General features: G+C 65.3%; 13 protein-coding genes. 7 read left to right on the forward strand and 6 right to left on the reverse strand.

The annotated features are described in order from the left end of the window. Positions 1 to 20 precede the first annotated feature (20 nt). Complete coding sequence (locus NFL01S_RS01280; protein WP_157116117.1) at positions 21 to 737, reverse strand: hypothetical protein; 717 nt, start codon at positions 735 to 737, stop codon at positions 21 to 23. Between the two features lie 647 nt (positions 738 to 1,384). Between NFL01S_RS01280 and NFL01S_RS01285 the strand changes: the two genes are divergently transcribed. Next, positions 1,385 to 2,248 carry a TAXI family TRAP transporter solute-binding subunit gene (locus NFL01S_RS01285; RefSeq protein WP_245670467.1) on the forward strand — a complete coding sequence of 288 codons (864 nt, stop codon included), beginning with the start codon at positions 1,385 to 1,387 and terminating at the stop codon, positions 2,246 to 2,248. Positions 2,249 to 2,266: 18 nt separating this feature from the next. On the opposite strand, the gene NFL01S_RS01290 is transcribed toward NFL01S_RS01285, so the two are convergent. Both NFL01S_RS01290 and NFL01S_RS01295 read right to left on the reverse strand, forming a co-directional pair. Beyond that, positions 2,267 to 3,658 (reverse strand): sensor histidine kinase, encoded by a 1,392-nt coding sequence (locus NFL01S_RS01290; protein ID WP_245670468.1) that lies wholly within the window; start codon positions 3,656 to 3,658, stop codon positions 2,267 to 2,269. A gap of 45 nt (positions 3,659 to 3,703) precedes the next feature. Continuing rightward, positions 3,704 to 4,366: a response regulator transcription factor gene (locus tag NFL01S_RS01295; RefSeq protein WP_062971262.1), complete on the reverse strand. Its 663-nt coding sequence runs from the start codon at positions 4,364 to 4,366 to the stop codon at positions 3,704 to 3,706. Between the two features lie 929 nt (positions 4,367 to 5,295). Between NFL01S_RS01295 and NFL01S_RS37510 the strand changes: the two genes are divergently transcribed. The 6 genes from NFL01S_RS37510 (at position 5,296) to NFL01S_RS01325 (ending at position 9,918) form a co-directional block, all read left to right on the forward strand. Then, positions 5,296 to 5,634, forward strand: coding sequence for a type 2 periplasmic-binding domain-containing protein (locus NFL01S_RS37510; RefSeq protein WP_371851747.1), 339 nt, complete (start codon positions 5,296 to 5,298; stop codon positions 5,632 to 5,634). 103 nt (positions 5,635 to 5,737) lie between these two features. Beyond that, positions 5,738 to 5,998, forward strand: a complete 261-nt coding sequence (locus tag NFL01S_RS36030) for a hypothetical protein (RefSeq protein ID WP_062970601.1) — start codon at positions 5,738 to 5,740, stop codon at positions 5,996 to 5,998. Between the two features lie 196 nt (positions 5,999 to 6,194). Continuing rightward, a complete protein-coding gene (locus NFL01S_RS01315; RefSeq protein WP_062970603.1) occupies positions 6,195 to 7,136 on the forward strand; it encodes a TAXI family TRAP transporter solute-binding subunit in 942 nt (313 codons plus the stop codon). A 927-nt stretch (positions 7,137 to 8,063) separates the two neighbouring features. Beyond that, the gene (locus NFL01S_RS36390; RefSeq protein WP_210744339.1) at positions 8,064 to 8,876 is read left to right on the forward strand and encodes a type III PLP-dependent enzyme domain-containing protein; all 813 of its coding nucleotides are present in this window, start codon (positions 8,064 to 8,066) and stop codon (positions 8,874 to 8,876) included. Between the two features lie 47 nt (positions 8,877 to 8,923). Continuing rightward, positions 8,924 to 9,412: a type III PLP-dependent enzyme domain-containing protein gene (locus NFL01S_RS36395; RefSeq protein ID WP_210744338.1), complete on the forward strand. Its 489-nt coding sequence runs from the start codon at positions 8,924 to 8,926 to the stop codon at positions 9,410 to 9,412. After that, positions 9,409 to 9,918 (forward strand): GNAT family N-acetyltransferase, encoded by a 510-nt coding sequence (locus tag NFL01S_RS01325; protein WP_062970605.1) that lies wholly within the window; start codon positions 9,409 to 9,411, stop codon positions 9,916 to 9,918. The genes NFL01S_RS36395 and NFL01S_RS01325 overlap by 4 nt, the downstream gene beginning before the upstream one ends. A 44-nt stretch (positions 9,919 to 9,962) precedes the next feature. Here the strand turns inward: NFL01S_RS01325 and NFL01S_RS35120 are convergent, their stop codons facing one another. From NFL01S_RS35120 to NFL01S_RS01340, 3 genes are all read right to left on the reverse strand, one after another. Then, complete coding sequence (locus NFL01S_RS35120) at positions 9,963 to 10,427, reverse strand: RDD family protein (protein ID WP_062970607.1); 465 nt, start codon at positions 10,425 to 10,427, stop codon at positions 9,963 to 9,965. Positions 10,428 to 10,510: 83 nt separating this feature from the next. Next, entirely contained in the window at positions 10,511 to 12,169 is a 1,659-nt protein-coding gene (locus NFL01S_RS01335) for an FAD-dependent monooxygenase (RefSeq protein WP_157116122.1), read from the reverse strand. After that, positions 12,166 to 13,221, reverse strand: a complete 1,056-nt coding sequence (locus tag NFL01S_RS01340) for a methyltransferase (RefSeq protein ID WP_062970612.1) — start codon at positions 13,219 to 13,221, stop codon at positions 12,166 to 12,168. Before NFL01S_RS01340 ends, NFL01S_RS01335 begins: the two co-directional genes overlap by 4 nt. Positions 13,222 to 13,370 lie beyond the last annotated feature (149 nt).

Below are 13,370 nucleotides of genomic sequence, written 5' to 3' on the forward strand. Positions count from 1 at the left end.
GGGTTTTCCACTGCTTCCGATCACCATAGCGCGATGGAATAGCTATCGGTGATCAGCAGGTGCACGCCGACCGCGATACCTGCCGCGGGAAACAAGATCCATGGCAGGTTCGCACCGAAATCGAACACCTTCGATTCGCTTTCGTACGCGGACCGCTGGACCCGGCCCAGCGACGCGGCGACGAAATGTAGGCAGGTTCCATGGAGGATCTGATAGAAAACCACGGCCATGATCACTCCGAACACCTGTGCAGGTACGGCCTGCCAGGTCATCATTGCCAGTAGGAATACGACCGGCACGGTATTGATGATCGCGTTGCCGGTTTCCACCACGAAAAGATATGAACGGCGATCGACGAATCCGGGTTGTTCACAGGTATGAAGCGCCCACGCCCGTACCCAGTATCGAGGATCGAATCCGCCGTGCGCCGCGCGGCCGGTGAGCTCCGCATGCAGCTCGCCGCGGGTGTCTCCGCCCGCCGTCATGATCTGCCCACGCACCGAGTCGATCCGGGCGGAGAACGCGGCCAGTATCAGCGCCGACGCATAGATCAGCAATGTGACCGCGAGAAACAGCGAGAGTCCCGCGACGATCCAGGAGAACCCTCGAACAGCCCAGTGCACGAAGGTACTCACCAGCCAGATGCCTGTGACGAGTACGAGGGGGGCCACTACGACCGGAACACCCTTTTTGCCTGCGGCGCCGGCAGCAACAGCATCGAAATCTCTCATGGGCATCCGCGCTCCTGGTAACGAAAGTTCCGGCACCTGATCCGCCCGGCCGGCATCGAGATCGTATTCCGCGCGACACACACCCAGCTCGTCCGAACGAACTCTTTGCAGTCGGTTGAGACATCGATATCGCCCGGCCGGGACCGACCGGGATAATCATGAGTCGCTCGGCGGCCTCGGTGAGTGAGCGAGTCGACCACGGGTACCACGCCGGCCCGCGATATCTCGAGGGCGTGATCACTGCGGGTGTTCCCGCCAACGGCGACCCCTGCTATTCGAATCCTGCCCACTATGGATAGGGTTACTTTCCACGGAGTTGTTCGCACTGGCGTCCGCCGACCAGAGTGTCGGTAGCGCTCAGAGAAGTAGGGTCGAGGAAAGCGATACATGTACGGCAGCGATCACCAATCGCTATCGCCCGTCCCTCCACCTTCCGGATGCGGAAGTTTTCGGGTTCGTCTGCGGCGCTTCGCCGCGCTCCACCCTGAACCGTGGACTACCCCGATCGCCGGCCCTCACCACCAACATATGCCGTCGCCCCTTCGGCTCCGGTGAAACACACCGTGACACAGTCTTACTCCGATGTCTCTCCGCGGACACCGAGCACGGCACAGGTCAGTAGACGTGGCACGTTCGGCCTCGCCGGTGTGGCGGTGGCCCTGGCATCGGCGGGTTGCGCGAGTGCGGTCGGCCCCGTCCGGCTCGGCTCGGCGCAGCCGCGAGGCCAGTTCCACCACTTCGCTTCGGCACTCGCGGCCGCGGCGGCGTCGCACAGCCGGATCCGAATCGAACCGGTCGTGACGCAAGGATCGGTGACCAATCTGCGTCTGCTGGCGCACGGTGACATCGATGCCGCACTCGTGCTCGGCGATTCGGTGCCCGAAAGTACGCGGGCCCTGGCAATCGGACGGGTTCACGAATGCTATATCCAAGTCGCGGTTCGGCCCGACAGCCCGATCTCACGGCTGGGAGACCTGCGCGGACGGCGGATCGACCTGGGGCTGCCCGGATCCGGATCGGCGCGCACCGGGGTGCGGCTGCTACACACCACAGGACTCCGGCCCGGTATAGATGTCACTGTCGAGCACAGAGCGCTCACTGCGGCCGTACGCGCACTCCGCAATCGAGAAGTGGACGCGATCCTCTGGGGCGACGAGGTCCCTACCCCGGCATTCGACCTTCCGATGCGGCTACGCCTGCTGGATCTCGCCGACTGGGTGATCCCGATGCACCGCCGATTCGGCTACCCGTACGACCAGGTCCGTGTTCCCATGAATACCTACCCGGGTTCTACGGCGATCGATACCGTCGGCGTGCCGACACTGTTGCTGACGTCCCCGCACCTCACGAATTCCACCGTCACCGCGATCGCCGAGCTGTTGCTCAACTACGGGGACAAACTCGTCCCCACCCATACGATCAGTTTCCAATTCCTGGACCGGAGATGGCTGGTCGGCACCGGGCAGGTGCCCCTGCACCCCGCGGCCGCCGCCTACTATCGCACCGGGCACGGTTGACCGGTGCGGCGTGCACTGTCACGGAACCCCGGGAAAGCGGACCTCGACCCGCAGTCCCTGCGGTTCTACGGACTCGATGACCAGCTCACCACCGTGTCGCGTAGCGAGTGCCACCGCGATGGGCAGGCCCAGGCCGGTACCACCGGTAGTTGCGGACGCGCCGCGGAAAAATCGGTTCACCAGCTTATCCAATTCAGCCGGTGCGACCCCGGCCCCATCGTCGGTCACTGCGATCCGGACGTCGGCGGCGACCGGTTCCACGGTGACTCGGGTGTGCGCACCCGGCCCCGCATAGCGGGAAGAATTGCTCAGGAGCACGTCCAGGATCTGTTCCAGCGCCTGAGCAGGTGCCGCGACCGTCGTCGAATTCGGCGCCGCGGACAGGTCCAGGTCCAGGACCATCTCGGCGGCCTCGAATGCCGGACGCCACTCCTCCACCCGATCAGTGACCACCGGGCACACTCCGCAATCGCTGAGCCAGTCGGCATCAGGATGAGCCGCAGCGAACCCAGTGGGGGTTTCGGCTACCGCCAATCGGAGCAGTCCATCGAGAACCGCGGCGAGCCGGTCCACTTGATAGATGGCGCGCTGAAACGCGCCCGTCCCCTCGTCGGGGATGAAGCGCTCCAGCGATTCGAGCCGGATTGCCAATGCTGCCAGCGGATTCCGGATCGCGTGTGCGGTGTCGGCGACCAGTTGTCGTTGCGCGTCGACCGACTCGGTCACCGCGAGGGCCATCGTATCGAACGACCGGGCCAGCGCCCGAACCTCGGGCGGGCCCCGATAATGCCGTTGCATCGCGGTGGGCGCTGTCCCCGCCGCGGGTTTCGGCAGCGAACCGGTGAGGTCGCGCAGTGAACGCGACAACCTCCACAGCGGACCCAGTATCCATCGGCTCACCATGACGGCAACGAGTGCGAATACCGCCATCGCGCTGAAGGACAGCAAGGCGATAACCGAGAATGCGTCTCGGATGTCCTGCTTGGCAGCGCTCGTGGAGGACTCGATCAACACCGCACCGTCTACTCGTATACCGCTGCCCACGGGAAGCGCGACGAGCATTGTCGACGGGCCCTGCAGACGCAGCCGCGGCGGCGGCTGCCGGGGGTGCCGGTTGCGCCGCGCCTCGGTCAGGCTCGCGATCACAGCCGGGTCATCGGCGGCGACTCCGGTATTCGCCACCTCCCGGCCCGCGGCATCGACCACGATAACTCGATCGCCGTACAGATCGCTGTACCGTCGCATGGCCAGCACCAGGCCGCTGTTGTCTCCGGTGGCGATTGCTCGCGCAGCGAGATCGCCGAACCACTCGGCGTCGACATACCTGCTGAACCACAGTTCCTGAGTTCGTGCTGTGGCGGACGAGATACCCCACGGGATGGCGAGACCGGAGACGGTCAGGGCCGCCATGACCACCAGTATCGCGACAAGTCGATTACGCATCCTGGCCCGCGCTCACGGACCCCAGCGGTACCCGAATCCTCGGATAGTGGTGATCAGACCGGGCCGCCCGAGTTTGTTCCGCAGGGTCGAGATATGGACATCGAGCGAACGGGAAACCGCCAGGAACGCGTCACCCCATACCCTGTCCATCAGCACTTCCCGGCTCACCGCGCATCCCGGCCGGCTGACCAGGACCTCGACCAGCTCGAACTCCTTCTGAGTGAGATCTACCTCGGCGCCGCCGGCGGTGACCGTACGCGCTGCCAGATCCACCCGAACGTCGCCGGTGACAACTGCGGCACCCGGCCCGGTCTGGTCCACCGGCGTCGCCCGGCGCACGACGGCCTCGAGGCGTGCCATCAATTCGGCGACACGCGGTGGTTTCACCAGGTAGTCGTCCGCGCCGATCCGCAGGCCACGGACCACACTGCGTTCATCGTCACGAGCGGTGAGGACAACGACCGGGATTGCGCTCACCTCGCGCAGTTTGCGCAGCACCTCCAGGCCGTCGCCGTCCGGAAGGCCGAGGTCGAGGATCACCGCGTCGTAGCCACGATGTCCCAGCAGTAGATCGGCGCCCCGTGACTTCCGCTCGGCGCGATACCCGTACTCGCCTAGGACCTCGACCAGTGCGGCGCCGACATCATCGTCGTCCTCGACCACTCCGATACGGATCCGCCGGTCGGCCATCGCGGGGTGGTCATTGTGCGCCCCGATGGCCCGACCAGGGCCACCTGTCGTCTCGCTGGTCACGAACCCACGCTCCTTCGCGCCGGGACGGACCACCCACGGAATCCGCCCGCCGTTTCGACGTCCATCATCGTCCAACCTTCCCGGTAGAGGGCCGCTCCCGAACGATCTGCGTTCCACACAGAAGTCGCGGAACTCCCGCCCGGCGCGTTCACCGGTCGGCTACCGGTCCGGTTCGGAAACTCCGCCCCGTGCCCATGGTCGGATCGCCACCCGTACCATCGAACTATGTTTTGGGACCGCATTTCAAGACATCACCAAAAGTTATCCGCCGCTTGATATCCCGGTAGCCGGCGCAGCGTCGCCCAATTGGTGTCCGATTGCCGGTTTCTGTACCGAACCGCGGCAGGCCACCGCCGATCCGTCCCAGCAACTCCCGGCGAGGGTTACGCACCACACCGAACTCTTCCATAGTGTGCCCGGCGACGCACAGGGAGTGCCACAGAATGCGGTATGACAGGACGCCGGTCACCACATCGGCACGTCCGGGTTCGGCGTGCTGCGGGTCGCCGATCCGGGCCATCAGCAGGCAACCACTCGCAGGCTGCGCTACTATCAGCGCTGTTCGTAAGACGGCGAACGCCACGTCCTAGACCGGCACGCCGATCGGATTGAGTCGAGGAGCGCAGCGGTCGTCCATGTTCGGTAGCGCTGCTCATGCGGCACCGGCGACACATCGTGGATTCCTGGCTTCACTTCCGCGGCCGTGGTCGCGGCTTCGGCTGTCTGCGGTGATACATCGCACCGGATCCGGCCACAAAGGGGGCCTCTTCCATGAGTTCGGAATGAACCTGGCGGCGGCGAGCACTCGGTCTCGGTCGGTTCGGATACCCACCGTTGCCACCGCCGGTTCGGTGACGAACCTGCAAATGCTCGAACTCGGTACCATAGACGCGGCCCTCGTCCTCGGCGATGCGGCCGTGGCACTCGGCACCCGCGGGTCCGCAATCGGGCGTCTCTATGAGACCTACATCCATCTGGCGGGCCGGCGGGACAGCCGGTTTCGGCACATCGGCGATCTCCGCGGCGCCCGGGCGATCTCGGGATTGCAGGCTCGGGCGGTGCACTCACCGCCGACCGCCTCTTCCGGACCGCGGGCCTCACAGTCCGCGATCGATATCACCATGACCCACCACAAGCTCTCCGCAGCCATCCGCGCGCTGCGTTCGGGAACAGTCGACGTGGTTGTCTGAGGCGCCGGCGTGCCGACCCCGGACATCGAGGCTTCGGCACTCGTTCGGCTACTGGACCTCGGTGATTTGGCGCAGCCGATGTGGGATCGCTATTACTACGCCTATGACCGGATCCCGGTCCCGGCACCTATCCGGAAATCGCCGCCTTCGAAACGATCGCTGTGCCGTCCTGCTGCTCGCCGCTCCCGCACTCGCCGAGAGCACGGTGATCGCCCTCGCCGATGTTCTCCTGCGCCACAGTGGGGCACTCATGCCGGAACGAGCGCACGGAACCCAATTCTTCGATCGGCGCTGGCTGGTCAGCACCGTTGATATTCCACTTCATCCGGCCGCCGCCGACCACTACCGAAGCGTGCACGGGTAGCCCGTCCCGTCACTACACCACCCGTCTCGCAACCACATCGGTGCGAAGCTCGGAGCTTCGCCGTGATCGGAGACCGCGGAACTATAGGCAATCGTTGGCTACCCCGAGATTGCTGCGCTAGTCTTGAACCGGTTGACAACGCTGTCGGTAACCATGGTGGCAGCAGTTTTATGGATTTCGAGGAGCGCAACGATCGATGTCCGGAAGCGCTACTCGTGCGCCGAAGATCACCCGGCGACGGGTTATCGGCTACTCCGCCGCGACGATCGCATGTGCCGCAGCGGGGTACGAACAGACCGAGCCACCGCGCATCCGGTTGGGTTCCGGACTACCCGGTGACTTGTTCTACGATTTCGGAACGGCGCTGGCAGCCGGGTCGCGATACTCCCCGGTCATCCGGATAAAGGCTATTCCGACCACCGGATCTGCGACCAATCTGCAACTGCTCGATCGCGGCTCTCTCGAGGCCGCGCTCACCCTCGCCGATACCGCGGCCGCCGTCGGTACCCAAGCGCTCGCGATCGGCCGGCTCTACGAGAGTTACCTCCATCTGGCTGTGCCCACCGACAGCGGAATCCAGCGGATTTCCGACCTGCGCGGCGCCCGGGTGAATATCGGGGTGAACGGCTCGGGCGCGGCGGTGACCGCGGAGCGGATGCTGCGTAGCGCGGGCCTGGAACCAGGTATCGACTTCGGTGTGGACCGGCGTGCGCTGGCCGAGACGCTCCCCGCTATCCGGTCCGGACGGGTGGACGCGCTCATCTGGGGCGATGGTATACCCACCTGGGGTATTTCCTCGAGTCCGCCAGTTCTGCGAATGCTCGATCTCGGCGAGCGAGTGCAGCCGATGCGCGATCGGTTCGGCTACCTGTACGACAGGGTCCCCGTTCCTGGGAGTACTTATCCCGGCGTTTCCGGGTTCGAGACGATCGGCGCACCGGTTCTGCTACTCGTGTCACGTCAGGCGAGTGATGACACCGTGCGCGCCCTCGCCGAACTCCTCTTACATGACAGCCACACACTCGTCCCGGAGCATGTGCGTGGTTTCCAGTTCTTCGATCGGCGCTGGCTGGTGAACACAGGCAGCATCCCGCTCCACCCCGCCGCGGCGGCCTACTACCGAAGCCAGCACCGTTGACGGCCCTCGTACCGGCCGGCCGCTACGCGCGGGATCACGGCATCTTTCAGACGGTGTCGTCGAATATCACGGCGCCTGCCTCCGAGCCGAATATCAACGCGTCACAATGAATCTCAACGGAGGGTAAGAAGACGGCTCTTACCCGGTGCAGTGGGCGCAAAGTGTCAACAATCACGTGCAACGGCGCCCGGCACCGAGAGGAACAACCGAACATGCGGAAATCACGCCTTGCATCGATCGGACACCAGCGATCCCAAAATTTCCCTGGTATCTCCGCAGCCGGCCCGGAAATCCCGGTCTACTCGGAACACGGCCGAACGGACGCCCGGTACCGATCGAGTACTTTTTCCTCGCTGCATCGGTCACCGTCACTATTTGGGCGGCGAGAAGCGCACCCACTCCGCTTTACCCTATTTATCAACGAGATTGGGGATTCAGCCGGGTCGTTGTCACAGTGATATTCGCCGCGTACTCCGCCTCCGTGTTGATCGCACTGCTCACTGCCGGCAGCCTCTCCACCCAGATCGATATCGACACGCATCGTGGTTCGCTGACCAGCTACCCGTCGTCGCTGCGACCTGCACACTGGCAGGGTCCTACGGATTCCTCGGACCGACGCTGATGCACACCCTCACAAGCTCGGATTACGCCGTCGCCGCAGGGGTGCCCATGTTCCTGCTCACCGCTGCCGGTGCCGCGACAGCGGTCATCATGCGAAAAGCCCGCCCGGAAACGATGTACCGCACCGACCATCACCGGGTTCATCCGGCAGCCCGCCAACCCGCTGGTCAGGGAGGGCCTCGACGACGAAAAACCGACGGCGACGACCCTCCACAAGACAGAAGCCGGTTAGGGAGGCGTCCCCGGCCGGCACCGTGGCAGCAGACTTTCCCACACGATGTGCGAGGACGAATTCAGGAGGTGCAGGTGGTTATTCGACCAGCCGCCGGTATTCTCTCAACGACACAGGTCCGGATCGGGATCGGCAGGGCGGCTACCGTCCCCGGTCGCGGCGGCGACCTACCCCCGGACGGCCACCACAACCTTGTTGTCGACCGTAGCGCCGCCAGCCGGGCGACCGCCACCACGGCCGAGCACCCGGCCACGGCCTCTCACACCGATCGCACAGTGATCCGCGCCGCGCTGGCGGCTGCCAACGATGACCGGATCGTCATAGACCTCGATGATATCGCCACGCAGTACTCCGCGTTGCTACAGGAATTCCCGGGTATCGTGATCCGCTTCGCGGTGAAGTCCTGCCCGGTGGACGAGGTCCTCACCACCCTGGCCCGTCAGGGCTCCGACTTCGATGCGACCAGCCCGCAGAAGATCGCACAGGTATTCGGGGAAGGTGTGCCACCGAACCGAATCCACTACGGCAACACCATCAAATCCGATGTGCAGATCGCGGAGGCCTACCGCCTCGGTATCCGGGACTTCGCGACAGACAGCCTGGAAGATGCGGAGGCTCTGGCTGTGCACGCGCCCGGCTCCCGGGTGTTCTGCCGGCTCGCCACCAGCGGGGACGAGGCGCACTGGGAACTGAGCCGAAAGTTCGACCGCACCGCGGCGGAGACGGGTCTCATCCCATCCGGGGTATCGCAACATGTCGAGTCGCAGCAGATGCCTGTCGAACGTGGCACACCGCATTCGACACCTTGGCCGGTGTGCTGTCCGGCCTCAACGCACACGGAATCACGGTCGATCACGTCAATCTCGGGGGTGGCCTGCCGGCGCTGAGATGTCTCGACCACCACGGGAAGCCGTTGAATCCGCCACTGCGAGAGATGTTCTCCGCCATTCGCGAAAGCATGAGCCGGCTGGGTCGAGTGTCCCGTGCGCCGCTGCGGTTCCTGATGGAGCCAGGGCGGCATCTGGTGGCCGATCACGACGCGATCCGCGCACATGTCGCTCGTTTGTTCTCACGGTGCCATACCGAGGGCCATCGCGTCAGCTGGCTCTACTTGAGCTGTGGGAAGTTCAATGGCCTGTACGAGATGGACAGGATCCAGGACCGGCTGGAATATCCGTCCTACGACGGCGACGAATACCTACCTGCGGTCGTGGCGGGCCCTACCTCCGACAGTGACGATGCCTTCGACAGTTCCGGCGACGGCCTCGTCCGGGTCCCACGGACCGCGGCCTCGGGCGATCCGGTGTGGATCTTCTCCTGCGGCGCCTATACCACGGCCTATACCACCCGCGGTTTAAACGGTTTCAATCCGCTGCCGTACACCTGCGTCGGAGGCCCCTCCGGGGCAGCACACGGGATATGAGCGTCGACACGAAGATCCGGCCCTTGTCCGGACGGGACTGGGACAGCATCATTGCTCTCGAACGCCGGGCCTATTCCGCGAGTGGGCTTTCCGAGGACGAGGCGGTCCTGCGCTCGCGCGGAACCGATCACAGCAGCTGCTTCGTCCTGGAACATCGCGGACAATTCGGCGGCTACCTCCTGGCACTGCCGCTTCCGCTGTTCCGCTGCCCGGATCTCGAACGCTGTGAGAGCTTCGAAGGTCGTTCGGACAATATCCACACGCACGATATGGTGATCCGGGATGAATTCCGAGGGCAGGGATTCGGTTCATTGCTGCTGACCTATCTCGCCACTACCGCACAATCACGCGGATTCCGAACGGCTTCGCTGGTAGCTGTGCACGGGACCGAGGTGCTGTGGCCCCGCCTCGGCTATCGGCCGCACAGCGAGCTCACACTCCCGGCCGGCTACGGGGCGTCCGCCGTCTACATGTCGATGGAGCTGAAGCCACCGTCCGAAGTATAGGGACGCGGCGGCGTCTCTGTGCCCTTCATCCGGTTCCCGGCGGCTCATTGCCGCTCGTCGCGGCGGCGGATCACCCGCAGTCCGTTCGCCTCACCGATGCCGACGCCGTCCTCCGCCAGCATTGCCGCCGCCAACAGTACAAAGCCCAACAGCCACCGACCGACAGCACGCCAGAAACCGGACCGGCGGCCGGTGGTTGCCCGGACCACCCGCAGCCCGAACAGCTGTTTGCCGAAACTTCCCCGGAACAGCACAGTGCCGAACACGTGGTTGACAAAGGAAGCCGCGAGCGCGATCCCGAGAACCGCGGGGGCGAAGACCAGGTCGCTCAACGAGTACTGCAGCAACCCCGCGACCACCGCGACGCCGATCCCCGGAGCCAGCAGCACATCGGTGACGGCAGCCCAGATCAGCCGGCCCTCCCCGGCCTCTTCCGGGACACGCACCGGGGCGGGACGCGACTGGTAGTCGTGCGGTGCGTACGCCCGACCATGGCGATAAATGTTCACGAACCCAATTGTCGCCGACCGGCCACGAACCCACCCGCCCAACTGCCCCGGACCTTCGCCCACGATGACCAGCTGACCAGCTTTTACGGAACCTTGACACTGATTCCCACTCCGGCGTTGCGGGTCGGCACTCCCGCTCCACGCACGCGATCGATCAGGTCTCGCGGAGATTCGGGAATCGCGGCGCCGTGCCAGGCCACGTACTGGTCGGGCCGGACCAGAAGCAACGGGCTGCGGTATCGTTCGATCGCCGCGGGGGACAGCAGTTCGAGAACCTGCAACGGCACACCGCAGGCACTGGCCGCCCGCACGACAGGTTCCGGATCCGGAGCCTGGTCGCCGATGCGCAGCAGCGTGAAATCGCGTCCCAGCCGATCGTAGATCGGGGTACCGTCCTCCAGGACGAGATGGGGGAGCCGCGCACCCGCGGTGATGGACGGATGATATTCGGCAACGCTGAACTCGGGCGGCCGCCGGTCGGCGGCGATCAGCGGTGAACCGTGGTAGTGATAGCCGAAACTGAGACCCATCGGGGTGAACTGGCCGCTGTCCGCCACCGCTACCTCCCGGCCGAGACGCTGCCGCGAGGCGATGCCGGCGGTGCTGTCTTCCTCGTTCACTTCGGCACTCACCAGGTCCAGCAGGCCCTTGCCGATTCCGGTGGCGAACCCGGAAACGGCTTCAGCGACCGGTCTCCGCTCCGCCTCGTAGGCCGCGAGCAGGTCCGGACCGGCCCAGCCCTGGTGAACCGCGGCGAGCATCCAGGCCAGATGCATGGCCTCATCGATACCGATGTTCATTCCCATACCCGCCATCGGCACCCACAGGTGCGCCGAGTCGCCAGCGAGGAATACCCGTTCGCTGCTGTATCGATCGGCGACGAGGCGTCGTCCGGCCCACCGCTCGATGCCCAGTACTTCATGGGGTGTCGGGCGTCCGATCGCCTGCGTCAGTAATGCCCCCGCGTCGACCCCGGAGGTATCGGTCCCGGCGGGGTAGAACGCGTGGATGAGCCAGTGATCGCGTCCGTCGACGGCGACCGTCACGCACAGCACCTCTCCGTTGACCGACCAGGTCATCCAGGCAGGCGGACTGACGAGTTCCGCGAGTTGCGGCACGCGGTAGAACGCGGTGATCGCCTGCAGCACCGTTTCGTCTCCGGTCAGTTCGATTCCCAGCGTCTTGCGCACCGTGCTGCCGCCACCGTCGCAACCGACGAGATGATCGGCGGTGACGGTCCGGGTCTCCCCGGTAGTGGCCGAGCGCACGAACGCGCGAACACCGTGATCGGTCTCCTCGAACCCCTCCAGTTTGCTGCCGCGTTCGATACGCACATGGGGAAAGTCCCGGCTGCGCTCCAGCAGAATGGGTTCGACGTAGAGCTGCGAAATCCGATGTTGCGGCTCCGCCGTCGGTCCGCTGTGGCCGGATCCGGCCGCAGCGAGTATCCGGGCCGACGACGGTAGGGCGATGCGATGCAGCTCCGGGCCACAGATGCGGGTGCGGTAGCTGACGTCGGTCGGATAGTCCGCGGGCAGGCCCGAGGACCGAATCCGACCGGCGATTCCCAGTTTCCGGAAGTGCTCCATCGACCGCGCACTGAACGAACTCGCCCGAGGAACTGCCGGCGACCGATCGGTCTCCTCGAGCAGCAGGCAGGAGACATTCCGCCGCCCCAGTTCCAGGGCGAGAATCATCCCGACCGGCCCCCCGCCGACGATCAGCACAGGTACGTCGTTCACCGGCCTGTTTCCTCACTCGCCACGGTGCGCTCACACGGTACGACCTCCATGATCGCCATGGAACTGTAGGAAGCCGTCGTCTGCACGCGGACGAGCGCGAGCTCCGCCGCCTCGAACAATTGCTCGAACTCCTCGCGGGTGCGTTCCCGGCCGGTGAGGGCCGCGAGCATCATGAGGTCCAGCGACCACACATAGTGCGGCGTATTCGGTGGCGGGGCGATACTTTCCGCGACCAGCAGCCGGCTTCCGGGCAGCATCACCTCGCGGCATCGGCGCAGAATGCGGATACATTCGTCGTCGTTCCAGTCGTGCAGGATGTGTTTGAGAACGTAGAGGTCGCCGTCGGCGGGGACGGATTCGAAGAAATCCCCCGCTTCGACGGTCCAGCGACCGGCCAGTTCCGGTATATCCAGCAGATGGGTACCGAGTACGGGCGCACGGTCGTACAGCAGGCCGGTGGCCTGGGGATTACGGGACAGCAGCAGCGACAGCAGGCCGCCGCGGCCACCACCGACATCGACGATACGGCGGTAGCCCGATACGTCGAACGTGTCGGCGATCGCGGCGTCCTGCGGCGCGGAGTAACTCACCATTCCCGCGTCGAAGATCGCCGCGGCATCCGGATGCGCGGCCAGATGCTCCCACAGCGGGACTCCGAAGATCTCGTCGAGGGTGGAGCTGCCGCGCCGGAGACTCGCACCGAAATTGCCGGCCGCCTGCCAGAACATCGGCTCGGTGAGAAAGACCACCGCGTCGCGCAACGATTGGGGCGCCCCGGTACGCAGTCGTTCGGCGGCCGCGGTGAGATGGAACCGCCCGCTACCGTCCTCGTAGAACGTCCCGGACCCGGCCAGGAATCGCAGGGTCCGCTGCAACCCGGTGGCGTCCACACCGGTTAGTTCCGCGAGATCCGCGGCGGTCCGGGGCTGCTGGGCGATATGGTCGGCGATATCGAGCCGCACTACGGCCCCGATCGCGGCGCTTGCCAGGAACCCCATGGTCAGGGAGAGAACCGTACGGTCGGGGGCGGGGTCGTGGGATCCGAGATCCATGATGACTGTCCTTTGCGAAGATGTGCCGGAAGCGCTTGGATCGGCACCTCGGCCCGCACTGTCGCCGGTCGTACGAGCGGCAGGGCCGATGAACAGACGCTGGAAACCACCCCGCCCGCACGGTTGCCGTCCGATCGCCGGGCCGGCAA

Source organism: Nocardia flavorosea NBRC 108225 (assembly GCF_001613385.1).
Lineage (GTDB): Bacteria > Actinomycetota > Actinomycetes > Mycobacteriales > Mycobacteriaceae > Nocardia > Nocardia flavorosea.